Origin of the sequence: Streptomyces sp. CA-111067 (genome assembly GCF_050956065.1) — a bacterium.
Classification (GTDB): domain Bacteria; phylum Actinomycetota; class Actinomycetes; order Streptomycetales; family Streptomycetaceae; genus Actinacidiphila.
In genome coordinates this window covers 90,617-112,483 of sequence record NZ_CP192103.1, presented here as the reverse complement: position 1 = coordinate 112,483, position 21,867 = coordinate 90,617, and the positions used below count along the sequence as shown (strand labels likewise).

Sequence of the window (21,867 nt, the reverse complement as noted above, 5' to 3'; positions counted from 1 at the left end):
CCGCGCCCGAGCCGGATGGGGCCGCGTCAGCGGACGTCGTGCTTCGCGCAGTAGCTCCGGGCGATCTCCAGCTGCTCGCGCTCCATCCACTCGGCGGCTTCCAGCACGCCGGGCAGCAGCTCCCGCTGCGTGGTGACGGCCCGGAACAGCCGCGAGACGGTGACGTCGTGGTCGGGCCTGCGCACGTACGCGACCCGGTCGCCGGCGCGGATGTCGCCCGGTTCGATCACCCGCAGCATCGCGCCGGGCGACGCGGCCTGGGTGAAGCGGCGCACCCAGCCGGTCTCGCCCAGCCAGCCGGCGAACGTACGGCACGGGATGCGGCCCCCGGTCACCTCGAGCACGACTGTCTCCCCGACCCGCCACCGCTCCCCGACCAGGGCACCCGCGAGGTCCACGCCCGCGGTGGTGAGGTTCTCGCCGAACACCCCGTTGGCCAGCGGCCGGCCCAGCTCCCGTTCCCAGCCGTCGAGGTCCTCGCGCGCGAACGCGTAGACCGCCCGGTCGTCCCCACCGTGGAAGCGCAGATCACACACGGCGTCCCCGGCCACGCCGCCGGCCCCCGCCACGCCCGGGGCCGCCACCCGCACGGCCGTCGCCACCGGCCGCTTGTCGATACCGGTGACCCCGGACGGCGCCCCCGTGTAGGCAACCGCGCGCTCCGCACCGACGTTCACACTCAGAACCTCCACCCGCCGAACGCTAGCGCGCCGACCTCATCGGCGCAGGCGGTCGCCCACCCAGCGGCTCGGCGCGGCGAGGGCTATCGCCAGCGGGTTGAAGAAGAACGCGTGAGCATCGAAGGCTCCTGGACGCCCGAGGCGCACGGTGCTGAATCCACCGTCGGCGGTGCGCGTGGTCGCCTTCTTCCGCATACGGCGCAGAGCGGCTTGCGCCAGCGGGTCGCCGGCGATCAGAAGGACCGGGGAGGCCGCGATGACGGCCGCGTAGGTCAGGGGGCTGTGCCGGTTGGACCGCATACCCGCCCAACGCCCGCCGCCCGCACGGCGGTTCCCGGGCCCGCGAGAACGGCGCCCGCTACCGCGTCCACGGTGTGCCGATGCCGAGGCCGGCGGGCAGGTCGCCGACCGTCGGCGCCGGGACCCGCCAGGTACGGTTCAGTGCGAGGCGGCGTTCCGCAGGCCGGTTTGGACGTCCTCGAAATTCATCACGGGCATCAGGTTCACCTTGGCGCCGACTTTCTGGAAGAGCGGTTCGGCGAAGCTCGGAATGTCGGAGGCGTCCTTGAGGTCGAAGACGACATACGCGGTGCGCAACCCCTCCATGGTCCCGAAGTAGGCGGCCTCGGGCTTGATCCGGTCGAACACCGACTTGAGGGTGTCGGGCAGCGTCTGGTCCGCGATCGCCTTGGTCGCCTTCTCGGTGTCCATCTGGACCGTCAGCAGCACCCTCATGGTCGTTCCGCCTCTCATCAGCGAGCCGGCACATGTGTGCCGCCGCCCAGCCTGGGCGCGGCCGGGGCAGCCCGCAGCCGGGGAGAGGCAACGGAGTGACGTGCGGCCCCGTCATGGTGCAGCTCGGTAGGTTCGGATCATGGCGATCACGTACGAGTGGCGGGGCGACGTATCCAATGAGGCGCTCAACGAGCTGCACGCCGAGGGGTTCGATCACCCGGTCGGGCAGACGGATTGGCGCGCCAGGCTTCAGCGTCACAGCCTGGGCTGGGTCTGCGCCTGGCAGGACGACCGTTTGCTCGGATTCGTGAACGTCGCCTGGGACGGCGGCGTCCACGCGTTCCTCCTCGACACGGTCGTGGCGCGGCGCAACCGCTCGAACGGGGTGGGTGCCGCGCTGGTCGGCGCGGCCGCTGAGGGGTGCCGCGCCGCGGGGTGCGAATGGCTGCACGTCGACTTCGAGGAGCACCTGCGATCGTTCTACTTCGACGCCTGCGGCTTCAGGCAGACGGCGGCGGGTCTGATCGCCCTGTGACCGTTGGCCGGGGCTCTCCCAGGGCAGGCGTGTGACACGCCGGGACACCCCGGCGGGCCAACAACATGTTGTTTGGTTGTTTCGTTTGTATAGGGTGGCGCCGTGGCTGACACCTCCCGGAACAACACCCGCCCGCGGCTGCCCGCGAGCGCGGACGGCGCCACCGCCGAGGTGGCCCCGGCGGACCGGCTGGCCCGGGACGCCGCGCTGGTCGGCGACCTGGTGACGGCCGCGGCCGACCACCAGCGAAGCGGCGGCGCGGCGCCGGACGTGGCGGTCGAGGACGTGGGCGCGGTGCTCGGCCTGTTCGAAGGCATGCGCACGGAGTTGGACATGTTGGAGACCCAGGTGGTCATCGAGGCCAGGCGCCGCGGCATGGACTGGAGGCAGATCGCCGCCTGCCAGGGGCTGCGGTCGTCCCAGGCCGCTTCCCAGCGGTACCAGCGCCTGGTGACGCGCCTGGAAGAGATCCGCCAGGGCGTCCGGTAGGCGGGGGGCTTTCGTCATGACGGACCAGCCCGGGCTGTTCGCAGCCGTTGACGCCCTCCTTGCCCACGCCGAAGGTCTGGAGACGCTGCCGCCGCCCGCGGAGCGGGTACGGCTTCGTACCGCCGCGGGCCTGCCGGTGGAGGAGGTCGCCAGGGCCCTGAAGGTGCGGCCCGCCACGCTCCGGGCGTGGGAGGACGGCACCGGTCAGCCGAAGCCGGAGAAGCTTGAGCCTTACAGGCGGTTGCTGGAGGGGCTGGCCGGGCGTTTCGCCGGTCCGGCGGGTCCGGCTGAGGGCGCGCCGGCGGCACCGGAGGGGCAGCCGGCGCCCGTGGAGCCGGCGGCCGAACCCCTGCGGCCGGACGGCGTGTCGGCCGCGTCGGCACCGGGTCCGCAGCAGACATCCGTACCGCCCGCGCCCGAGCCGACAACAGCGCGCGCGGCCGGGACCTCGTCAGCGTCGCGTAGGCCGCCCGCGAAGCCCGCCCATGGCGCGTCGACCAGGCCGGCCCCCGCCCCGGTCGCCCAGGCCGAGGCGGATCCGCGGTTCGCGCACGGCCCGCTCGCCGTACTCGACGGCGACGGGTCTTTGTACGGCGCGGGCGGCCTGGTGCTGGAGTGCCCTGCCGCCACGGTGCCGCAGCTGGTGGAGTGGACGCTGGCCGAGGCCCAGCTCGGCCGGCAGCGGCTGCACCGGTCCGGAAAGGACTTCGATCCGCTGATCGTGCTCACCGCCGAGGCCGCCGTGCGGTTGGGGCTGCCGGAGCGGCTGGAGGACCGCCGGTCGATGCGGCTGCCGGAGGACCACAAGGTCGTCAAGCAGATCGCCAAGGCGAAGTGGCAGCTCACGAGGCGCGGCTTCGGTCCGTGGGCGCGGGTGTACCGGCCGGCCAAGGGCAGCGAGCGGCAGTGCGTACAGCTTGCCGTGCTGCCGTGGGGCGCGCTGGACACCCGCGCCTGGGGCGGCGCGGACGAGTTGCCGCCGGCAGAGCTTGCCCGCGTCCTGACGGCGTACGCCGGCCGGGTGCTGACCCCGCGCGGCTCGACCGCGGTGGCCGGCCTGGAGCTGATGACCGCCCTTCGGCCGCCGACGCGTGCGGTGCGGGACGACGCGACGGGCAACTGGGTGTCAGGACCGGTGCCGGGTTCGCTGACCGCGGCGGTGGAGCCGGCCCCGCCCGAGGCACCGGACGAACATCCCGTCGTGGCAGCGCTGTTCCCGCGCACGCACGAGCGGACCCCGGCCGAAGTGCTCGACGAGGAGGCGTTCGACTGGATCCGCGAGACCGACCTGCTCACCGACGCGGAGTGCGCGCGCCCGTTCGCGGTCGGCGTGGATGTGAACACCGCGTTCCTCGCCGCCGCGAACAGGCTGGTGGTGGGCCTGTCCGGGCCGGAGCACGTGGTGTCGCCGCGGTTCGACAAGGCGGTGCCGGGCTCGTGGCTGGTGGACCTGTCGGGCATCGAGATCGATCCGCGGTTGCCGTCGCCATTCACGCCGCACGGCCGCCGCCCGGAGGGCCCGGCCTGGTACGCGACGCCGACAGTGGCGTACGCGCATGAGCTGGTCGACCAGTTCGGGCTGCCGGTGACCATCGCCCCGGTCGAGGCTTTCCTGCGGCGCGAGGCCGGGCCGTACCTGGATCCCTGGTACAAGCACCTGGCGGAGGCGTACAAGGCGACGATGTCCGACCTCGAGGTGACCGCCGACCTGTCCCCGCAAGCGTTCCTGGACGCGATGTCGGAGCACAAGCAGGCCGATCCGGGCACGGCGATGGTGCTGTCGGCGATCAAGTCGACGGTCAAGGGCGGCATCGGCAAGCTGCGGGAGCGCCCGCAGGGCGCCAGGTACCGGCCGGGGGAGCGGTGGCCGGCGCTGGAGCGGCCGACGTGGCGCCCGGACATCCGGGCGGCCGTCATCTCGGCGGCCCGGGTGAACATGCACCGCAAGCTGGTGAAGACCGCGCTGGCCACCGGCGGCGCGCCGGCGCCGTCGGGTTCGGTGGCGTTCGGCCCTGACGCGCTGCTGCCGGTCGCGGTGCTGTCGGACTGCGTGGTCTACCCGTCGGAGGGACCGACGCCGCTGGACGTCCTGCCGTACGACGCGGCGGGCAAGCCGGCACCGGGCACGTTCCGGCTCGGGGTGTCGCCGGGCATGGTCAAGCACGAGGGCACCAGGGAGCTGTTCTGGGCGGTGGAGCTGCTGGAGCAGCAGCACAACCCGGCCCGGCACATCAAGGGCGACGCCGACGAAGACAGCGGGGAGTAGACCGTGGGCGAGATCGACGACGCCATCAGCCGCGCGGTCGCGAACACCGCGACCCGCCCCATCCCGAAGTCGGCGGGCGCGCAGATGCGTTTCCTGCTGAAGACGGAGAAGGGCTCCACCCGCGCGGTCGCGGCCCGGTTGGGCGTCTCGCAGCGGACGGTGGAGCGCTACCTGAAGGGCACGTTCCGCCGCCCCCGCAAGGACCTGGCGGCCCGCCTGGAACGCGAGGTCCGCAAGGCATGGCAGCCGCGCGTGCAGCAGCGGGCAAGGAAGCAGGCGGCCACGGCCACCGGCATCGTGATCGAGACGAGAGCGAGATTCGGCTTCACCGCCGCCCCCGGTTCAACGGACGACGGCCGAATGCGCCGCATCACCCAGCACCTCCCACCCGCCTACGCGAGCCGCCTCTTCGACGCCCAGGCAGCCGGCGCCACCGAACAGCACCTCCAACGCATCGCCGCCGAAGGCCTCCAGGAGATCTACTTCAAAGACCGCGGCCGCCGCGCGGCCGACCTGGAAGTCGAGTTCACCGACATCGACTACATCGAGCTGGAGTTCTGACCCCGCCCGATCCCCGGCCCGTCAGGCCCGGTCGCGGTGACTGGGCGCTTGAATTGGCGAGTTGAGCGGGCGGGTGTGACCAAGCGGGGTACATGTCCGGATGGACAACACCGATGCACGAATTCGGCCCCTGGGTATCAGCTGCTGAGATCGAACACACCCCACGCGGTGAATGGCTCGGCCTGGACGTAGATCCTGCTTCCTCGGCTGACGGCGCGCCGGCGGCCGGGAGCAGGACCATTGGGCAGGGTGAGCAAGTCGACGTTCGTCGGCTCGACATATGTTTCGGTGAGCTCTCCGTGAGCGAGTCGGTCCCGCTCCTCGCGGTAGCCGCCGTAGAAGGCGACTCGTTCGCCGTGGACGGCCACGCCCGGGTTCTCGTCGAAGTGCCCAACCCAGATATGGCCGGCCTCGTCGACCAGCAGGTGCTCGATGGCGTCCCCGACAGAGAAGGACGAGGTCTCGCACCCGAGCACGTCGAAGACCTGGACCTGTTTCGCGTCCTCGTACCGGCGGGCGCGCGACGCGGCGACGACGAACCCACCGTCCGGCAGGCGGTCCAGGTGCGGCCAGCGGGCTCGCACGGCGCTCAGCTCGGTGAGTTCGACGTTGCCGCCCGGATGGACCGAGACGACCAGCGCGTCGAAGGGCAGGACACCGCCGCCGGGCTGCGGAGCGCGTTCGGCAAGCAGCCAGTGGGCAGCGCCGAAGACGTCGATGGTACTGGTCAGGACGTGGCGGTTGTGGTGCGCTCGGGGGAGGTCGGCGTAGGGAATGAGGGCAGTCTTCTGCACGGGCGGGCTCTCCTTGGTGGGCGGTCACGGCTATCGGTCGCTGCGGTGAGCGGCGGTCGGCGGCGCGCGAGCGGTGGAGAGCGGGCGGGGCGCCTAGAGGGCATGGCCCTTTCTGATCGTCATGAGGTGATCATCGTCGGCATTCGACCCGATGAAAAACCCTTTCGGCGCACCGTCCTCATTGATCGACGAAACCGTCCAGGTCAGCCTCAACGAGGGCTAGCCTGTTCGCCAACTCGAATGCGGCTCGTCGCCCTGTACCGAGGCGAGGCTGTGGGCCTCTGCGCTCCCCAATGCCTCGAAGCTCATGTCCGCGGCTCGCTCTCGCGCCGGTCGAATTGCGGCTTCACTGCTGGTGCGGCGGGTTGAGCAGGCGTTCGGCGTTCATCAAGAACTGCCGACCTGAACACGGTCGCGAGCGAGGGATCGGCGCGACTATGCCGCGATGCCGCGATCGGTCATCATCGCGTCGACCGCGGCGACGAACAGCACCGGATCGCGGCCGGGCCCGCTGCCCCGCTTCCTACGCAGCGGGGCAGCGGGCCCGGCCGGCGCCGTATCGCGCTTCTCACGGCGTCCGTGAAAAGCAGTCTGCCTCCCAGGTGACGACTAGGAGGACGGTGTGCCCACCAATACGCGCTGCCGGTCGGCCTGAGCCGGGCGTTAGCCTCGGCAGATGATTCCTGTGCGGCCTCCGAAGGTGATCACACGTCACCGCGACGGGCAGATCCATGCCTACGCGATGGACTCCGGCGTGTTCGGGGCACTGGAGCCCGCCGCGGTGTTCCAGCCACGGCCCGGCGACGAGGTTGCGGAGTCGGCGGTCTGGCCCGACCTGGAGCGAGTTGTGTACACGACGCTGAACAGCGTCGTCTGCCTCACCCGCGCCGGTGAACTCGTGTGGACATCGAAATTCGAGCCCCACTCGGACCGGCCCCATGGTCACTGGCCTGGCTGTGCACTGTCACTGGACGGCCGGACCGTGTGGGTCTACCGGCCTGACGCAATGGCGGGACGCAGGGGCGGAGATCAGTGGGTCGTGCACGACGCCGACAGCGGGGCGGTCGTTGCCCGCCGGGAACTGGAGACGGTCGGGCACGGTGCCGGCCACCACGTGCACCCGGTGGACGGCAGCATCTACCTCGACATCGGTGAGGGCCAGGACGGCTCAGTCATCCTCAGAGGCACGGCCCGGGACGACGGCGAGGCGGAGTTCGTGACGTACCCGTGGCGTGACCGCTGCCTGATTGACCTGGCGCCTGACGGCCGGCAGTCCATGACCGTCGACCACGCGCAGGCGGATGTCGCCTTCCACCGCCACCCCGGCGGGGAGGTGATCTTCACTCTGCCGGTGGAAGCCTTCGGATACGACCCGGAGGACACGTTCGTGGAATGGTGCGGCGGCTACCTGACCCCTGACCTGGCCGTCGTCACACTGGGCGGTGAGAGCCAGGACGAGGAGGAGTGGTTCCGCCACCACCTGATCGACGTGCGCACCGGCACGCTCAGCGGCGAGATCACCGTCGAGGCGACCAACCCGTACGAACTGGTGCCCCTGGGCGACGGCTCCTGGCTCACCAACGGTCCCGACGGCGCCCCCGTCCGCCGGCCGCACACTCCGCTGCACTCCGCATCGTCGCGCCCGGAAGGTTGATGGGTGATCACCAGCCCGGATCCGGGGCTCCTTGTCGCAGCACAGCCAGTTCATGCAGGTGCCGAGCCGTGGCAGGATGGCCTGATGTTGATCCGAAAGGGAGATGCCGCGTAGGCGTCCCAAGGCCGTCCGTTCAGAGCGGTGGCGGCCACGGTGGCGGTATCCGGTTCTGAGGCTCCCCGGTGTCTCCGCGCGGACTCGGGCGGCGATCCGCCGGGTGGAGGACCAGGAGATGCGGCCCGACGCGGTGGCCAGGGCACTTGCGTGTTTCGAGCGGGCGTTTGAGCAGCCCGGACGTTATCTGGACGCCTCCGCGTTTGACTCTCCGGGAGTGGCGGATGCCCGTGATGACCTGGAGCGGGCGATGGTGCACCTTCCGCCCGGAGCCAAACGGGACTTGGGCCGGCTGATCACGCGCATCGATGAGGAATTCGAGCGCCGCACCTTGCCGGAGCCCAACTACATCGCGTGGGCAACGATGTGCTGGTGGTGGTCCAGAATGCGTGAACGCTGACGACTTGGTGTTGGAGCGCGGCCACCGGCTCCGTGCGTGAGCTCAGGTCCGGTCGTGCAGGGTGACGTGGTAGCCGTCGGGGTCGGCGAAGGTGAAGGTCCGGCCGAAGGGGCCGTCGATCGGTGCGGTGACGATGGTGTGGCCGTCGGCGGCGAGGGCGTCGTGGATGGCCTGGACGTCGGTGGCGTGCAGCCAGATCGCGGCACCGATGCCGGGCTGGGCGGCGGATGCGAGATCGGTGCCGGGGACGATGTCGCGGAGTGCGAACGTGATCGGCTTCGTGTCGAAGACGACGGCGTGCGGGGGTCCGGCCGGGGAGCGGACGAGGCCGAGGTAGTGCTCGTAGAACGCCTGCGAGGCGTCGAGGTCGCGCGCCTGGAGCGAGATGAAGTCGGGGCCGGTCGCGGGCATGGTGATGCTCCTTGTCTTCGTGCCGTTCTCTTCGTGTCAGCTTCCTGACACATCCCAATGTATGTCAGACTACTGACATGAGTCAAAGCGGCGCGGGCATCGACCTGGACAAATCACTGGGCTACCTGCTGAAAGAAGCTTCGAGCGCCCTGCGCTCCGCCATGGAGGAGGTGCTGCGCCCGCTCGGAATGACCGTGACGCACTACTCCTGCCTCGAACTGCTGGCCCAGCGCCCGGGCCTGTCGAACTCCGAGCTCGCGCGCGGCGCGTTCGTCACCCGGCAGTCGATGAACGTACTGCTCCAGGCCCTGGAACGGGACGGCTACGTGACCAGGCCCGCGGCGGCGCCGGTCGGCAAGGTTCTGCCCGCACGGCTCACGCCCAGCGGCCGGCGGAGCCTGGAGAAGGCCACCGTGGCGGTCCGCTCCGTCGAGCTCAGAATGGTGGCCGGGCTGACCGGGCCCGAGCAGTCGGCCGCGTTCGGGATCCTGCGAAGCATGATCCGTTCCCTGCGCGATGCCGACGCCGGTGCCTGACCCGTCCGCGTCCAGGGCGCCGGACAGGACGAGGGCGAGGTCGTAGGTCGGGCTCGGGCCCTCCAGCCGGCTCACGAGCCACAGGCGCTGCCGGGCGGACGGCACCGGGACCACGGCCGGGTCCGTCAGCCGGCCGGGCGGCGGGCAGTACGGCGGAACCGGCCGCGGCCCCTCGCCGCCAGCCCCGCGCATCAGCGGCTCCCCGCGCCTGGGGCGGCCGATTCCAGGTCCGCACGCAGCGGCGGCAGGAACAGCGCGGCAATGGTGCACGCCAAGGTCGCACCCCCGGCCCTCCGCCCGCTCTCGGCTCGCTGTCGCACTGTCGCACTGTCAGTTCACCCACATTCCACGCCGTGGGCGGCCTGTTGGCGAGACGCGCGATTGGACGGACGGGCGGGGGACCGGCGCCCCGTACCGGGGGTCCACCGCGGGTGTGCGCTGCGGGGAATCGGTCCGGGGAACGATCCCGCCGGCCCCAGGGACGAGCTCGCCCATGGTCGTACGGGACAGCAGATCGGCTTGATGAAGCCGCCGCTCCCGCACCGGCAGCAGCGGCTCGGCCCGAGCCCACAACCCAGTTGACGGCGATGGCGTTGTCCGACGCCGCGGCTATGGGTTGACGTCATGTGGTCGGCGCTGATCTGGGATCTTCGGAAGATTCGCCAGGACTTCGGCAGCCGCCGGTGGTCGCCCAAGGGCCGGCGCCCACACGGTCGCCCTCGGCGAGGGTCTCGTCGAGCAGTACGTACTCCGGTTCGTGCTCGCTCAGGTACACCAGACCGAGAAGCGCGCGTTGGTGCGGCGGGAGCATGCAGTGGCGGCCACCCTCGCGGGTGACTGCGAGCATGGTGACCCGCTCGACCAGCGCATGAGGCAGGTCGAGTGCGGCAGGACAGGAGACCGACGAGGCGCCTGCGCTGATGAGTTGAGACGTCGAACACCTCCTTCACCGGCACGGGCGCCCGGTGGGTGATCCACTGCTCTGCAGCAGGGGAGGGCGCACCGTATCGACGCTGTCTGATGTCATCCAGGACATCGGTGGGGGCGCCCATCTCGGTGAGTACGCCGAGGGCATCGACGCTCCTCGTGTGCCCACGTGAGATGGGAGCCGGAGGGATCATCCAACTCTGTGACTACGGGATAGCTGCAATGCAGCTTCGAGCCGAGTGCGATGGCGCTCCCCAGACCCTGATGCATGTCACCAAGTTGCTGCTCATCTGCTCCTCTGCTGCGCTGCATGGGCTGACAGGCGGATCCCTCGAGGGCGAGACTGAGGCCCATGACTCCAGACGATCACACGGACAGAGTGCAGCTACGGGCGTTCATGGAACGCGACCTCCCGTTCCTCGATCGCCTGTGTACGGATCCCGACGCGCTCGGAGAGTTCGAATGGCCCGGATTCGCTGATCCACGGGCACGCCGTAAGCGGTGGGAGACCGATGGGTATATTTCCGCCGACTCCGCGGCAGTCGCAATCGTGGGTACTGATGGCACGGTCGTCGGCATCGCCACCTGGCGGCCCCGCGGCTTTCCGTCGGGCGTCACACACGAGATCGGCGTGGGGGTGGTCCCCGAGCATCGCGGAAAGGGCGTAGGGACGGCCGCGCAGAAACTCCTTGTGGACTACCTGTGGGACCACACGACGGCGAACCGCATCGAAGCCCTCACCAATGGCGGCAACCTCGCTGAACAGAAGGCTCTCGAACGCTTGGGATTCCGCCGAGAAGGCGTCATGCGCGGCCGGTCCTTCCAGCACGGCAGGTATGTCGATGTGCTGGTCTACGGCCTGCTCCGCTCCGAACATCGCCCCGAAACCACAGGATCCTAGAACTTCGGCGTCAGCCTCGACCCGTGGATATCGACCCACCCCGATGGGTTGACTCACTGAGCTTATTGAGACTGCCCTACCGCCCGCTCCTCGGTCAGGTGTACCTGCGCAAGCACGACTCCCAGCGCGGCGAAGCCTGGTGGTGCTGCTCAGCACCGTTGTGGACTGGGCCCACGGGCAGGTTCGCGTACTACCCGGTCGCAACGCCCAGGAAGCGCAGCACCGCCAGGACGCGGCGGTGGTCGGCGTCGGCCTTGGGCAGGTCGAGCTTGGTGAAGATGTTGTTGATGTGCTTGGCGACCGCGCTCTCGCTCACGACCAGCTCGGCGGCGACGCCGGAGTTGGACCGGCCGCCCGCCATCAGCTCCAACACCTCCCGCTCGCGCGGTGTCAGCCGGTCGAGCGGATCGCTGTGCCGGCGCACCAGCAGTTGCGCGACGACCTGCGGGTCGAGCGCGGTGCCGCCGGCCGCCACCCGGCGTACCGCCTCGGTGAACTCCTCGACGTCGGCGACCCGTTGCTTGAGCAGATAGCCGACGCCCGAGGTGTTGGCGGCGAGCAGATCGACGGCGTACCGCTCCTCCACGTACTGCGACAGCAGCAGCACGGCGGTACGCGGGTACTGGTGCCGGATCACCAGCGCGGCACGTACTCCCTCGTCGGTGAAGCCGGGCGGCATGCGCACGTCGACCACGGCGATGTCGGGACGGTGCTCCTCGACGGCCGCCAGCAGCCCTTCTGCGTCGGCGACCTGCGCGCACATCTCGAAGCCGGCCGCCTCCAGCACCTTGACCACGCCGATGCGCAGCAAGAGGGAATCCTCGGCGATCACGGCGCGCACGGCAGCTCCACGGTGATGACGGTCGGGCCCCCGGCGGGGCTGCGGCAGGAGAACGTGCCGTCGACGGACGCGACGCGCTTGGCGAGGCCGGCGAGCCCGGTGCCGTCGCCGGACGCCATGAGATCCGCGCCGCCCGCGCCGTCGTCCGTGACGACCATCCGCAGTGTCTCCCCGATCCGCTCCACGGTCACGTCCGCCCGGGTCGCCTGGGCGTGTTTGACCACGTTCGTCAGGGCCTCGGAGACCACGAAGTACGCGACGGCCTCGACCGTGGGCGAGGTGCGCTGCGGCAGATCCACCGTCACCCGCACCGGGATCGGGAGGCGGGCGGCGACCCCGGACAGCGCGGCGTCGAGGCCGCGGTCCTCAAGGACGGCCGGATGCAGGCCGCGCACCAGGTTGTTGAGCTCGGCGATCGCCTCCTTCGCCTCGCGGTGCGCCTCGTCGATCACCTTGCGGGCATCCGCCGGCAGGTCGCCGAGGGTGGCCCTGGCCAGACCCAGGTTGACGGCGAGTGAGACGAGGCGCTGCTGCGCGCCGTCGTGCAGGTCGCGCTCGATCCGCCGCCGCTCGGCGTCGGCGGCGTCGAGCACGCCCGCCCGGCTCTCGGCGAGGTCGGCGACCCGGCGGGCCAGCTTCTCCGTGCGGCTGGGGCCGAGCAGGACCTCGGCCGCCCGGGTCTCCAGCCGCACCAGAGCGCCGGTCAGCCGGGGCCCGAGGAACAGCAGGGCGAGGCCGCCGGCGGTGATGTACGCGGCCTGCGTGGTGTACCCGAGGTCGGTGACCCGCCATTGCGGGGGCAGCGCCCAGATCCACACGTAGATGGAGGCGGCCACGAGAGCGGCGGCCCAGACGGCGAGGACGGCGAGGTCCAGGACGGCGAGCAGCGGACCCGCCAGGGCGTGGTAGCTGGCCTGCCGCCACAAGTCCCGCGTGGCCAGGCGGCGTACCGCCGACGTCCAGTTGCGTCCGGGCCCGGGTGCGGCGGGGCGCGGGAGGTCCTTGCCGACGAGTGCCCGGTAGCGCCGCCGCTGCCCGCCGGTAAGCGCGGGCGTCACCACGAGCGTGAGCAGCACGGGCAGCGGCGTCAGGGCCGGCGCCCCCGCCATCGCGCCGGCCAGCCAGAGCGACAGTGGCACCACGGCGAGGTGGAGCGGAAGGCCGGCGGCGACGAGCGCGGTCCGGTGTCCCGCCCCGCGGAACGGCCGGCCCGGCACCAGCAGCAGCCACGTCGTGAGTCGCATGCGTCAAACGGTAAAGCCGCAGGCCATCCCCGTGCCATGACGCTGCCGCCCGGTTCGGGGGTGCACTTTTCTCCACCCCGGGTCGGAACCCTGCGTGACTGACGGCGCCCCGGTGCGCGGCGGAGGGTGGAGCACGTGAAGGGGACAGCCGACGGGGAGCGGGAGAAGACGATGCGTCAACTGGTGTTGTGCGATGAGGAAGTGGCCGGCGCCGAGGGCTTCGACCGTGCCGAGGTGATCCCGCTCCACGAAGAGGCGGAGGAGCCGCGCCCGGCGCGGGGCATGCGGCGGGCCGGGTGGCTGCTGGTCGCCTGCGGGCTCGCCCTGCTGCCGTGGCTGTACGTGCTGGCCACCGGCCTGCCGCCCACCGCGACCGCGGCCCACTGGCCGGTCGCCTGGGTGGGGCTCGACGCGCTGGAGGCGCTCGGCCTGATCGCCACCGGCCTCCTCGCAGCCCGCGGCGACCGGCGGCACGCCCTGGCAGCCGCCGCGACCGCGACGCTCCTTGTGGTGGACGCCTGGTTCGACACCACGACCGCGGCCCCGGGCGGCGACCTCGCCACCGCGGTCGCCATAGCGCTCGGCGCCGAGTTGCCCCTCGCCGCGCTGTGCGGCCGGCTGGCACTGCGGGCGCTGAGCCGGCACGCGTGACGCGGCCCGCCCGACTACGTGCTGCGGGCCGAACCGATCCACCGGAGAACACCATGCACCGCATCACCACCGCCCCCGCCGCCCCGATCCCGGCCCGGCCCCGCAGGCGGTCGCCGGCCCCGCGTTGGCCGCCGCCTGAGGCTGTACGACACGGCGCCCTATCCCGTACGGCCGACGCGGCATCCTCGGCAGCCGTGGCGGGGCGATCATGGGCTTGATGCCGCGCTTCCACGGCAGACGGCGGTACTTGTCGACGCGTACTCAGGAGTGGTGAGAGGTCGTGGCGGGGTGTCACGCTGCGGACGCGGCTGTCCCTGAGGGCGCGCGGCGCTCGGTCGTCGCGTCCAGGAACAGCCGCACCAGGGCGGTCACGGCGTCGGGTGCGTCTTCGGGGCTGTAGTGGCCGGCGGCCGGGAGTTCGCTGACCAGACCGTGGGGGAAGGCGGTGCGGAAGAGCGGCAGGAAGTGCTCGTGCCGCAGGGTTCGGTCCTGCGTTCCCCAGACGGCCAGGGCGGGAAGCCGCGTCGCCGCCCTCCGTGCCTCGCCTGACGGTGTCTCGAAGCGGTGCTCGCCGAGCGCGAGGCCCTTGGCCCAGCCCAGTGCGCCGAGGGTCTCCCGCCGGGTCGGGAAGGCGGCTTCGTATGCACGGATCCAGGTGGGGGTGATCACCGTGTTGTCCTGGAAGCCGTTGAGTTTGAGGGTGCTCAGCGCGTTGTAGCCGAGCGCGCCGAGCACTTGGTCCAGGGTGCCGTCGGCCGCGGCGCGGGCGATCCAGCGGAACCACGGTGACCGGGCGGCGTTCGCGGCCAGGACCTCGGGCAGGTCGGGCTGGCCGAACGGTGTGGGCGCGTTCAGAGCGATGATCCGGGTGACCAGTTCGGGGCGCCGGGCCAGCAGGCCCATCCCGACGGGGCCGCCGAAGTCGTGCATGACCAAGGTGATGTCGCGCAGGCCCAGGTCGAGGACCACCGCCTCCAGGTTGTCGACGTGGTCCTGGAGCCAGTACGTCCGCTCACCCGGGGTCTCGCTCTTGCCGAAGCCCATGTGGTCCGGGACCACGACCCGGTGGGTTCCGGAGAGGCCGGCGACCAGTTCGCGGAAGAGGTAGCCCCAGGTGGGCTCGCCGTGCAGGCACAGCAGGACCGGGCCGGTGCCTTCGTCGGCGAAGTGCATGCGGAAGCCGGGGGCGGAGCTGAAGTGCGGGGTGTAGGGGAAGGAGCCGTCGAAGGTCTCGTGTGCCGCGATCATCGGAAGGGAACTCCTCGGAGGCTGACCGTCGGCGCTGGGGCCGGCGGGAAGGAAGGACGGGGACCGGGCGGGCAACGGGTGGCATTGGCATGGCCGGTGGTTTCCGGGCGTGCGGTGCGCCGAGACGACGGCCGGACGTCACGGCCGGGGCCGGGTGGCCGTTCGCAGGCTCGGCTAGAGCATAGACACAGGTGGTTTTGAATCACAACCGAAGCAGTTTTGATTTGCAACCGAGGTAGTCTTGTCGGGCAACCAGGTGTCCACCGAACGCGAACGGAGGCAGCCGTGGTCGATCCAGGCGGCGAGGGCGGGTACGACACGGACGAGGCAGTGCCGCCGACGTGTCCGGTCATGCGTACGGCCGATCTGGTCGGCGACCGCTGGACCTTGTTGATCTTGCGCGATGCGTTCACCGGCACCCGGCGGTTCAGCCAGTTCCAGCGCAGCCTGGGCATCGCCAAGAACATCCTCAGCAACCGGCTCACCCGCCTGGTCGCGGCCGGGGTACTGCGCACCGAACCTGGCGCAGACGGTACGAGCTATCGCGCCTACGCCCTCACCGACAAGGGCCTTGAGCTCTTCGACCTGATCGTCGCCCTGCGTCAGTGGGGTGAGCGCCACGCCATCGAACCGGGCACTTCTTACCGCCCCCTGATCGACACCCGGACCGGCGAACCGCTGGCCCCCATCACCTGCGTACGCCCCGACGGCACGCCGCTGCGCCACGCCGAGACCCGCCTGGGAGACCCCAGGCCGATGGCGGCCCGGTAGTGCGCGGCCGCTTCCGTGCGACCGGCGGGGCAACCGCGCCCGACAGCGAACTCCTGGTGGTCGAGCGCGCCGTCGCGTGACCCGGTGACGACATCGATCATCGCCTCGACCAGGTCGGTCCAGCGGGTGAGCAACTTGACCACCACCGCGGTACCGGAGGTCGCCGACACGCCTGCTGCCGAGCCGTCCTGATGGGCGAACAGCGCATCCGGGCGCTCACGGCACCTTTTTCACGGCACCTTTTTCATGGTGCCGGGTCCGGGGCGATCTCGGCGATCAGGCCCTCGACCAGGGTCTTGATCTCGTCGCGGATGGGCCGTACGGCCTGCACGCCCTGCCCGGCCGGGTCGGGCAGGTCCCAGTCGAGGTAGCGCTTACCGGGGAAGACGGGGCAGGTGTCGCCGCAGCCCATGGTGATGCACACGTCCGACTCGCGGACCGCGTCGATGGTGAGGACCTTGGGAACCTCGGCGGAGATGTCGATGCCGACTTCCTTCATCGCCTCCACCGCGGCGGGGTTGACCTCCTTGCCCGGCGTGGAGCCGGCGGAGCGGACCTCGACGCGGTCGCCCGCGAGGTGGGTGAGCCAGGCGGCGGCCATCTGGGAGCGGCCGGCGTTGTGGACGCAGACGAACAGCACGGACGGCACGGACGGCTTGTCGGACACGGTTGTCGCTTCCTTCGAATGCTGGGCAGCGGGGAGGGATCAGGTCGTGGAGAGAAGTTCGGCGACCAGTGCGGCGGTGCGGAGGCCGAGGTCGTCGCGGATCGCGTGCACCCCGTCTCGGCCAGCGCCGGCCGGGTCCGGCACGGGCCGGTCGAGGCGGGGCGCCCGGGGAAGCCGGCACACGGAGAGCACTTCCGGGCGTGCGGACGCCGTGAACCGGTCGGGGCTGGCATCAGCACCCACTGATATGACAGTATCAGCCCATGCTGACGTCAGTCGACACTGATCTCCTACGGGTTCTCGCCGACCCCCTCCGCCTCCAGATCGTGGGCCTCCTGGCCCGCGAGACGCTCTGTACCACGCACTTGGTGGAGGAGACCGGCGCCCGGCAGACCAACCTGTCCAACCACCTCAAGGTGCTCCGCGACGCGGGCGTGGTGGAAACCGAGCCGTGCGGCCGGTTCACGTACTACAAGCTGAAGCCCGAGGTGCTGGAGGGGCTGGCCGGCTCCCTCGCGGACCTGGCGGCCATCGCACGGGCCACGGCGGACAACAACGTCAAGCGCTCGTGCCCGTAGGAAATCCGCCCGCATGACGGACCCGCACCCGCTCCGTGCGGCAAACCCCCCTGCCGACCGGCCCGATGGCCGCCGCATCCCTGGAGACGTTGTTGAGCGCCACCGCCGACGCCGCCGTACCCGACGCCTCGACGCCCGCCCCGCGCCCCGCCGAGCAGGCACCGGCTCCCGGTGCGACTCCGCCACCGGCTCCGCTGACCGCCCGGGCGGCGGCCGAACTGCTGGGCACCGCTGCTCTCGTGGCCGTGGTGGTCGGCTCGGGCATCCAGGCCACGGAGCTGACCAAAGACGTCGGGCTCCAGCTCCTGGCGAACTCCACCGCCACCGTCTTCGGCCTCGGCGTGCTGATCGTCCTGCTCGGGCCGGTCTCCGGTGCCCACTTCAACCCGGTGGTCACCCTCGCCGAGTGGTGGACCGCCCGGCGCGGCGGCCCCGGCGTCACATGGCGCGAGGCCGCGGTCTACATCCCCGCGCAGACAGCCGGGGCGGTCCTCGGTGCGATCCTGGCCGACGCGATGTTCGCCAAGTCGCCGGTGAAGTGGTCCACCCACGACCGCTCGGCCGGGCACCTGCTGCTCGGCGAGGTCGTCGCCACCGCCGGCCTGATCCTGCTGATCTTCGGCCTCGCCCGTACTGACCGGCTCCGCTTCGCCCCCGCCGCGGTAGCCTCCTACATCGGCGCCGCCTACTGGTTCACGTCCTCCACCTCGTTCGCCAACCCGGCGGTCACCGTCGGCCGCACCTTCACCGACACCTTCGCCGGAATCGCCCCCGCCTCACTCCCGGGCTTTCTCGCCGCCCAACTGGCCGGAGCCGTCATGGGTCTGGCCCTTGTCGCGCTCGTCTTCGCCGGCCAGGGGCAGGTCACAGACCCGGCCTGACGGCCACCCCGCGGGCCCGGGCCGGCCGGCCGTGTCGGGTCCGGGCCGGCCGTGTGGTTCGTACGCCGCGCCCGTCAGCCTCGCAGGTCGAGCATCGCCGCCATGCCCGCCACCACCGACGGGGCGACCTGGTAGTACACCCACGTGCCGCGCCGCTCCGAGGTGAGCAGTCCGGCTTCGCGGAGCTTCTTCAGGTGGTGGGAGACCGTCGGCTGGGAGACGCCGACGTCCTGGATGTCGCACACGCACGCCTCGCCGCCCGGATGGGAGGCGATCTTCGAGAACAGGCGCAGCCGTACCGGGTCGGACAGCGCCTTGAACATCGCCGCCATCTTCTCGGAGTCCTTCACCGACAGCTCGCCGGCGGTGATCGGCGGACAGCACGGCACGGCGTCGGCGCCCTGGAGGACCGGCAGCTCGACCATTCCCGAATTCGACATGCTTCTATGTTGACGCTCGTCTATCCAATGTGCAACCGTCGAATACATAGACATACGTCGAAGCAATGGGGCCGGCGGATCGCGGGCCACGCTGGGAGAAGGGCACTGTCATGTCACAACCCGCCACCACCGAGCTGCCGGTCGTCGTCATCGGCGCCGGGCCGGCCGGACTCGCCGCAGCCGCCCACCTGGCCGAACGGGGACTGACCCCGCTCGTCCTGGAGCGCGGACCGGCCGCAGCCGACGCCGTACGCCAGTGGGGCCATGTGCGGCTCTTCTCCACCTGGGCCGAACTGACCGACCCCGCCGCCGAGAAGATCCTGGCTCCCACCGGCTGGGCCAAGCCCGATCCGACCACGTACCCCAGCGGCTCGGACTGGGCGCAGCAGTATCTTCAGCCGCTCGCCGACGCCCTCGGCGACGCGGTGCGCTACAACGCCACCGTCACCGGCGTCTCCCGGGTGGGCCGTGACCGGATCGTGGACGCCGACCGCGACACCCAGCCCTTCACCGTCGACTTCACCACGGCCGACGGCAGCGAGCAGCGCGTCCTGGCCCGCGCCGTGGTCGACGCCTCCGGCACCTGGGCCCTGCCGTCACCGGCTGGCGCAAACGGCCTCCCCGCGCTCGGCGAACGGGCAGCCGCCGACCACATCACCTACCGCGTCCCCGACACCAAGGACCCCGAGGTCCGCGCCCGCTACGCCGGAAAGCGCACCGCCGTCATCGGCTCGGGCGCCTCCGCGTTCACCGCCCTGGCCTCGCTCGCCTCGCTGGCCGAGGACACCCCCGGCACCCACGCGGTATGGGTGCTGCGCCGCGGCATCTCCGGCTCCACCTTCGGCGGCGGCAGCGCCGACCAGCTCCCCGCCCGCGGCGCCCTGGGACTCGCCGCCAAGGCAGCCGTCGACGACGGATACGCCGACGCCGTCACCGGCTTTCGCACCGCCGAGGTCGAACGCGACGGCGAGCAGGTCGTTCTGGTCGGCGACGACGGCAGACACCTGGAGCCGGTGGACGAGGTGATCGTGCTGACCGGCCTGCGCCCGGACCTGTCGTTCCTGTCCGAACTGCGCCTCGGCCTCGACGAGCGCCTCCAGGCACCGGTCGCCCTCGCCCCGCTGATCGACCCCAACCAGCACTCCTGCGGCAGCGTCTACCCCCACGGCCACCGCGAGCTGTCCCACCCCGAGAACGGGATCTACCTCGTCGGCATGAAGTCCTACGGCCGCGCCCCCACCTTCCTGGCCATGACCGGCTACGAGCAGACCCGCTCCGTCGCCGCCGCGCTCGCCGGAGACCTGGAATCCGCCGACCGCGTCGAACTCACCCTCCCCGAAACCGGGGTCTGCGGCGGCGCCGGCCTGTTCGACGACCCCGACGCCGAAGCCGGCGGCGGCGGCGGTTGCTGCGCCCCCGCGCCGCAACTCGTCCAGATCGGCATCGGATCATCCGCCGGGATCGCCACCGCCGAGGCGGACAAGCCGACCGGCTGCTGCAGCTGACCCACCACCGTGTCCCGCGCCGACACCGCCGTGGCCGCGACCAGCACATCAGCCAGGTCGCGGCCCCAACCCGCCTTCGCCGCTCTCAACCGCTGGTACGGCTCACAACAGGTGCGCGCCCTGACGATCCGCACCCTGGCAGGCGGCCTCGCCGCCGAATGGCTGGAGGCACCCCGCGAGTCCCTGCGCCGCGACGTCCTGGACCTCATCAGCTCTTCAACGTCCTCCAACGCCCGGGAGTCCCCGGGGACGTTGTGTTGCGCTTACGTGGCGGAGGTGGTTCGGGTCCCGGACGCTGACGACGGGATACGTGGAAGCCTCGCCTGCCGGCCGGTCGTCTGCCGCCGCCGAAGCGGAGTGGTCGGTGGCAGCGTCACCGGGACGCGTCTCCGGTGAAGTTCACCGCGCCGAGGCTGTCGGCGAGTTCGGCGGCAGCCTTCCGGATCCGGGCCGGCAGGCCGACGTCGTCCGGCTGGTCGGTCCACTGCCCGAACGCCGTGCGGAAGACGGCGACGCCGACCTGCGCGAGCAGCGTCGCCTGCGGCTCGGCGGTTCCCCGGTCCCGCAACGCGTCCGCGAGCGCGTCGGTCACGGCGGCGAACTTCGTCAGCCCGCGTTCCTGCAGCTCCGGGCTGGTCTGGACGACGGCACGTCTCTTCACGGCAAGGGGGGCCTGGTCTGCCATCACGTCCGCCAGGCCCACGAGAGCGGTCAGAACCGCCTCGAAGGGCGGCAGGGCGTCATCGGCGGCCCGGACGGACCTGGCGAGGAGTTCCGGCATCTGATCGGAGCCGTCGAACAGCACGTCCCGCTTGTCCGCGAAGTAGCGGGAGAACGAGCGCCGGGTGAGCCCGGCCCGCTCGGTGATCTCCGTGACGGTGACGTTCTCATATCCGCGCTCCAGGAACAGCTCCAGCGCTGCCTCTCGGAGCCGGTCCTCGGCACATGGTTCCCAACGCGGCATGGGTCCATGCTAGCAGCGATGACTCAGTGAGTCGTCATCCTGTTATGATGACTCAGTGGGTCATCACATTCGAGACGCAGGAGGACACCCATGACTCTTTCCGGTCAGCGCATCGTCATCATCGGCGGCAGTTCAGGGATGGGACTGGCCGCGGCCCGCGCCGCGGCGGCGGCCGGCGCGTCGGTCACCATCGCGTCGAGCAACCACGAGCGGCTGCGGTCCGCGCTCGCCGAGCTGCCGGAAGCCTGTGACGGCGCCGTCGTCAACACCCGCGACGAGGCCGACGTCGCCGCCTTGTTCGACCGCGTCGGCGAACTCGACCACCTGGTCTACACGGCCGGTGACAGCGTGCGTCCGCAGCCGCTGGCGGACGTGCCGCTGGACACCGCCCGGGACCTGCTGGAGGTCCGCTTCTGGGGAGCGGTCGCCGCGGTCAAGCATGCGGCGCCGCGCATCAGGCCCGGGGGCTCGGTCGTGCTGACGTCCGGGACGGTCGCGGTCCGCCCCGCACCCGGTACCGCGCTCGCCGCCGGCGCCGCGGCCGCCACGGAGGGCCTCACGCGAGGACTGGCCGCCGAACTCGCCCCGATCCGCGTCAACGCGGTTCGGGCGGGGGCCTTCCGGACACCGTTGTGGGACCTGGTTCCTGAGCAGGGACGTGAGCAACTGTTCGCGGCACTCGCCGACAAGACCCTCACCAAGTCGATAGGGGAGGCCGACCAGGCCGCAGCGGCGCACCTTTACCTGATGGGGAACTCCTACGTCACCGGTACGGTGCTCACCGTCGACGGCGGCTCCCTCCTCGCCTGAGGGCCCTCCCGTCCCAGTCGGCGCGGGCGCGGACAGACGCAAGGCGGCAGTGCGGCGGCTGCGGTTCTCTCCGAGGCTCGTGCCGCCTTCACCGCACGGCGCAAGCGGAGACCGACGGATCGCGCCGGGCCGGCGGAGTGGTCAACCCGCACGGCACCACCGTCATGGCCGTCCGCGACCACCTCAACGGCCCCTGGAGGAGGATGACTTCGAGGAGTGGTACCCGCGCGACGGCGGGCCGGCCCTGCCGCCTGCCCAGTTGGC

The 21,867-nt window shown here is 71.3% G+C and carries 25 protein-coding genes and 1 pseudogene; 14 read left to right on the top strand and 12 right to left on the bottom strand.

Going from position 1 to position 21,867, the window contains the following annotated elements; translation table 11 throughout:
• Window positions 1-26 precede the first annotated feature (26 nt).
• The 3 genes from ACQPW6_RS00545 to ACQPW6_RS00535 all read right to left on the bottom strand — a co-directional run bounded on the left by ACQPW6_RS00545 (window position 27) and on the right by ACQPW6_RS00535 (window position 1,415).
• Window positions 27-692: an MOSC domain-containing protein gene (locus ACQPW6_RS00545; protein ID WP_433887483.1), complete on the bottom strand. Its 666-nt coding sequence runs from the start codon at window positions 690-692 to the stop codon at window positions 27-29.
• A 24-nt stretch (window positions 693-716) separates the two neighbouring features.
• On the bottom strand, window positions 717-980 hold the full coding sequence (locus ACQPW6_RS00540) for a hypothetical protein (protein WP_433887482.1): 264 nt from the start codon (window positions 978-980) through the stop codon (window positions 717-719).
• A 138-nt stretch (window positions 981-1,118) separates the two neighbouring features.
• The gene (locus tag ACQPW6_RS00535; protein ID WP_433887481.1) at window positions 1,119-1,415 is read right to left on the bottom strand and encodes a hypothetical protein; all 297 of its coding nucleotides are present in this window, start codon (window positions 1,413-1,415) and stop codon (window positions 1,119-1,121) included.
• A 139-nt stretch (window positions 1,416-1,554) separates the two neighbouring features.
• On the opposite strand from ACQPW6_RS00535, the gene ACQPW6_RS00530 reads away from it, so the two are divergent.
• The 4 genes from ACQPW6_RS00530 to tpg all read left to right on the top strand — a co-directional run bounded on the left by ACQPW6_RS00530 (window position 1,555) and on the right by tpg (window position 5,266).
• Window positions 1,555-1,950: a GNAT family N-acetyltransferase gene (locus ACQPW6_RS00530; protein ID WP_433887480.1), complete on the top strand. Its 396-nt coding sequence runs from the start codon at window positions 1,555-1,557 to the stop codon at window positions 1,948-1,950.
• A gap of 102 nt (window positions 1,951-2,052) precedes the next feature.
• Window positions 2,053-2,439, top strand: coding sequence for a hypothetical protein (locus ACQPW6_RS00525; protein ID WP_433887479.1), 387 nt, complete (start codon window positions 2,053-2,055; stop codon window positions 2,437-2,439).
• Between the two features lie 16 nt (window positions 2,440-2,455).
• A complete protein-coding gene (gene tap, locus ACQPW6_RS00520; RefSeq protein WP_433887478.1) occupies window positions 2,456-4,705 on the top strand; it encodes a telomere-associated protein Tap in 2,250 nt (749 codons plus the stop codon).
• A 3-nt stretch (window positions 4,706-4,708) separates the two neighbouring features.
• Window positions 4,709-5,266 (top strand): telomere-protecting terminal protein Tpg, encoded by a 558-nt coding sequence (gene tpg, locus ACQPW6_RS00515; protein WP_433887477.1) that lies wholly within the window; start codon window positions 4,709-4,711, stop codon window positions 5,264-5,266.
• 137 nt (window positions 5,267-5,403) lie between these two features.
• Here the strand turns inward: tpg and ACQPW6_RS00510 are convergent, their stop codons facing one another.
• Window positions 5,404-6,060: a hypothetical protein gene (locus ACQPW6_RS00510; protein WP_433887476.1), complete on the bottom strand. Its 657-nt coding sequence runs from the start codon at window positions 6,058-6,060 to the stop codon at window positions 5,404-5,406.
• Between the two features lie 676 nt (window positions 6,061-6,736).
• Between ACQPW6_RS00510 and ACQPW6_RS00505 the strand changes: the two genes are divergently transcribed.
• A complete protein-coding gene (locus ACQPW6_RS00505) occupies window positions 6,737-7,714 on the top strand; it encodes a hypothetical protein (protein WP_433887475.1) in 978 nt (325 codons plus the stop codon).
• A gap of 217 nt (window positions 7,715-7,931) precedes the next feature.
• Window positions 7,932-8,228, top strand: a complete 297-nt coding sequence (locus ACQPW6_RS00500) for a hypothetical protein (protein ID WP_433887474.1) — start codon at window positions 7,932-7,934, stop codon at window positions 8,226-8,228.
• Between the two features lie 42 nt (window positions 8,229-8,270).
• Here the strand turns inward: ACQPW6_RS00500 and ACQPW6_RS00495 are convergent, their stop codons facing one another.
• Complete coding sequence (locus ACQPW6_RS00495; protein WP_433887473.1) at window positions 8,271-8,639, bottom strand: VOC family protein; 369 nt, start codon at window positions 8,637-8,639, stop codon at window positions 8,271-8,273.
• 77 nt (window positions 8,640-8,716) lie between these two features.
• Here ACQPW6_RS00495 and ACQPW6_RS00490 point away from each other — a divergent pair, with 77 nt between their 5' ends.
• Window positions 8,717-9,175 (top strand): MarR family winged helix-turn-helix transcriptional regulator, encoded by a 459-nt coding sequence (locus ACQPW6_RS00490; protein WP_433887472.1) that lies wholly within the window; start codon window positions 8,717-8,719, stop codon window positions 9,173-9,175.
• 703 nt (window positions 9,176-9,878) lie between these two features.
• Here ACQPW6_RS00490 and ACQPW6_RS00485 read toward each other — a convergent pair.
• A pseudogene (locus ACQPW6_RS00485) lies at window positions 9,879-10,022 on the bottom strand (IS5/IS1182 family transposase); the annotation flags it as partial.
• Between the two features lie 432 nt (window positions 10,023-10,454).
• Between ACQPW6_RS00485 and ACQPW6_RS00480 the strand changes: the two are divergent.
• The gene (locus tag ACQPW6_RS00480) at window positions 10,455-11,003 is read left to right on the top strand and encodes a GNAT family N-acetyltransferase (RefSeq protein ID WP_433887471.1); all 549 of its coding nucleotides are present in this window, start codon (window positions 10,455-10,457) and stop codon (window positions 11,001-11,003) included.
• Window positions 11,004-11,193: 190 nt separating this feature from the next.
• Here the strand turns inward: ACQPW6_RS00480 and ACQPW6_RS00475 are convergent, their stop codons facing one another.
• The gene (locus ACQPW6_RS00475; RefSeq protein WP_433887470.1) at window positions 11,194-11,844 is read right to left on the bottom strand and encodes a response regulator transcription factor; all 651 of its coding nucleotides are present in this window, start codon (window positions 11,842-11,844) and stop codon (window positions 11,194-11,196) included.
• Window positions 11,832-13,088 carry a sensor histidine kinase gene (locus ACQPW6_RS00470; protein WP_433887469.1) on the bottom strand — a complete coding sequence of 419 codons (1,257 nt, stop codon included), beginning with the start codon at window positions 13,086-13,088 and terminating at the stop codon, window positions 11,832-11,834. The genes ACQPW6_RS00475 and ACQPW6_RS00470 overlap by 13 nt, the downstream gene beginning before the upstream one ends.
• A gap of 135 nt (window positions 13,089-13,223) precedes the next feature.
• Here ACQPW6_RS00470 and ACQPW6_RS00465 point away from each other — a divergent pair, with 135 nt between their 5' ends.
• Entirely contained in the window at window positions 13,224-13,739 is a 516-nt protein-coding gene (locus ACQPW6_RS00465; RefSeq protein WP_433887468.1) for a hypothetical protein, read from the top strand.
• A gap of 291 nt (window positions 13,740-14,030) precedes the next feature.
• Here the strand turns inward: ACQPW6_RS00465 and ACQPW6_RS00460 are convergent, their stop codons facing one another.
• Window positions 14,031-14,987 (bottom strand): alpha/beta fold hydrolase, encoded by a 957-nt coding sequence (locus ACQPW6_RS00460; protein ID WP_433887467.1) that lies wholly within the window; start codon window positions 14,985-14,987, stop codon window positions 14,031-14,033.
• Window positions 14,988-15,272: 285 nt separating this feature from the next.
• Here ACQPW6_RS00460 and ACQPW6_RS00455 point away from each other — a divergent pair, with 285 nt between their 5' ends.
• Complete coding sequence (locus tag ACQPW6_RS00455) at window positions 15,273-15,758, top strand: winged helix-turn-helix transcriptional regulator (RefSeq protein WP_433887466.1); 486 nt, start codon at window positions 15,273-15,275, stop codon at window positions 15,756-15,758.
• A gap of 244 nt (window positions 15,759-16,002) precedes the next feature.
• Here ACQPW6_RS00455 and ACQPW6_RS00450 read toward each other — a convergent pair whose 3' ends face one another.
• The gene (locus ACQPW6_RS00450; protein WP_433887465.1) at window positions 16,003-16,425 is read right to left on the bottom strand and encodes an arsenate reductase ArsC; all 423 of its coding nucleotides are present in this window, start codon (window positions 16,423-16,425) and stop codon (window positions 16,003-16,005) included.
• A gap of 263 nt (window positions 16,426-16,688) precedes the next feature.
• Here ACQPW6_RS00450 and ACQPW6_RS00445 point away from each other — a divergent pair, with 263 nt between their 5' ends.
• Both ACQPW6_RS00445 and ACQPW6_RS00440 read left to right on the top strand, forming a co-directional pair.
• Window positions 16,689-17,003, top strand: a complete 315-nt coding sequence (locus ACQPW6_RS00445; RefSeq protein WP_433887464.1) for an ArsR/SmtB family transcription factor — start codon at window positions 16,689-16,691, stop codon at window positions 17,001-17,003.
• 65 nt (window positions 17,004-17,068) lie between these two features.
• Window positions 17,069-17,884, top strand: a complete 816-nt coding sequence (locus ACQPW6_RS00440) for an aquaporin (RefSeq protein ID WP_433887463.1) — start codon at window positions 17,069-17,071, stop codon at window positions 17,882-17,884.
• 74 nt (window positions 17,885-17,958) lie between these two features.
• On the opposite strand, the gene ACQPW6_RS00435 is transcribed toward ACQPW6_RS00440, so the two are convergent.
• Window positions 17,959-18,324: an ArsR/SmtB family transcription factor gene (locus ACQPW6_RS00435; protein WP_433887462.1), complete on the bottom strand. Its 366-nt coding sequence runs from the start codon at window positions 18,322-18,324 to the stop codon at window positions 17,959-17,961.
• Between the two features lie 110 nt (window positions 18,325-18,434).
• On the opposite strand from ACQPW6_RS00435, the gene ACQPW6_RS00430 reads away from it, so the two are divergent.
• On the top strand, window positions 18,435-19,829 hold the full coding sequence (locus tag ACQPW6_RS00430; protein WP_433887461.1) for an FAD-dependent oxidoreductase: 1,395 nt from the start codon (window positions 18,435-18,437) through the stop codon (window positions 19,827-19,829).
• A 373-nt stretch (window positions 19,830-20,202) separates the two neighbouring features.
• Here ACQPW6_RS00430 and ACQPW6_RS00425 read toward each other — a convergent pair whose 3' ends face one another.
• Window positions 20,203-20,793: a TetR/AcrR family transcriptional regulator gene (locus ACQPW6_RS00425; protein ID WP_433887460.1), complete on the bottom strand. Its 591-nt coding sequence runs from the start codon at window positions 20,791-20,793 to the stop codon at window positions 20,203-20,205.
• Between the two features lie 90 nt (window positions 20,794-20,883).
• Between ACQPW6_RS00425 and ACQPW6_RS00420 the strand changes: the two genes are divergently transcribed.
• Window positions 20,884-21,603: an SDR family oxidoreductase gene (locus ACQPW6_RS00420; RefSeq protein ID WP_433887459.1), complete on the top strand. Its 720-nt coding sequence runs from the start codon at window positions 20,884-20,886 to the stop codon at window positions 21,601-21,603.
• The last annotated feature ends 264 nt before the right edge of the window (window positions 21,604-21,867 follow it).

What these genes read in the sequence shown, in the direction of transcription:
- ACQPW6_RS00435 (WP_433887462.1), bottom strand. Translation starts at nt 18,324, where the DNA reads ATGTCGAATTCGGGAATGGTCGAGCTGCCGGTCCTCCAGGGCGCCGAC.
- ACQPW6_RS00495 (WP_433887473.1), bottom strand. Translation starts at nt 8,639, where the DNA reads ATGCCCGCGACCGGCCCCGACTTCATCTCGCTCCAGGCGCGCGACCTC.
- ACQPW6_RS00425 (WP_433887460.1), bottom strand. Translation starts at nt 20,793, where the DNA reads ATGCCGCGTTGGGAACCATGTGCCGAGGACCGGCTCCGAGAGGCAGCG.
- ACQPW6_RS00460 (WP_433887467.1), bottom strand. Translation starts at nt 14,987, where the DNA reads ATGATCGCGGCACACGAGACCTTCGACGGCTCCTTCCCCTACACCCCG.
- tap (WP_433887478.1), top strand. Translation starts at nt 2,456, where the DNA reads ATGACGGACCAGCCCGGGCTGTTCGCAGCCGTTGACGCCCTCCTTGCC.
- ACQPW6_RS00445 (WP_433887464.1), top strand. Translation starts at nt 16,689, where the DNA reads ATGCTGACGTCAGTCGACACTGATCTCCTACGGGTTCTCGCCGACCCC.
- ACQPW6_RS00470 (WP_433887469.1), bottom strand. Translation starts at nt 13,088, where the DNA reads ATGCGACTCACGACGTGGCTGCTGCTGGTGCCGGGCCGGCCGTTCCGC.
- ACQPW6_RS00535 (WP_433887481.1), bottom strand. Translation starts at nt 1,415, where the DNA reads ATGAGGGTGCTGCTGACGGTCCAGATGGACACCGAGAAGGCGACCAAG.
- ACQPW6_RS00420 (WP_433887459.1), top strand. Translation starts at nt 20,884, where the DNA reads ATGACTCTTTCCGGTCAGCGCATCGTCATCATCGGCGGCAGTTCAGGG.
- ACQPW6_RS00490 (WP_433887472.1), top strand. Translation starts at nt 8,717, where the DNA reads ATGAGTCAAAGCGGCGCGGGCATCGACCTGGACAAATCACTGGGCTAC.
- ACQPW6_RS00530 (WP_433887480.1), top strand. Translation starts at nt 1,555, where the DNA reads ATGGCGATCACGTACGAGTGGCGGGGCGACGTATCCAATGAGGCGCTC.
- ACQPW6_RS00540 (WP_433887482.1), bottom strand. Translation starts at nt 980, where the DNA reads ATGCGGTCCAACCGGCACAGCCCCCTGACCTACGCGGCCGTCATCGCG.
- ACQPW6_RS00505 (WP_433887475.1), top strand. Translation starts at nt 6,737, where the DNA reads ATGATTCCTGTGCGGCCTCCGAAGGTGATCACACGTCACCGCGACGGG.
- ACQPW6_RS00430 (WP_433887461.1), top strand. Translation starts at nt 18,435, where the DNA reads ATGTCACAACCCGCCACCACCGAGCTGCCGGTCGTCGTCATCGGCGCC.
- ACQPW6_RS00440 (WP_433887463.1), top strand. Translation starts at nt 17,069, where the DNA reads ATGGCCGCCGCATCCCTGGAGACGTTGTTGAGCGCCACCGCCGACGCC.
- ACQPW6_RS00480 (WP_433887471.1), top strand. Translation starts at nt 10,455, where the DNA reads ATGACTCCAGACGATCACACGGACAGAGTGCAGCTACGGGCGTTCATG.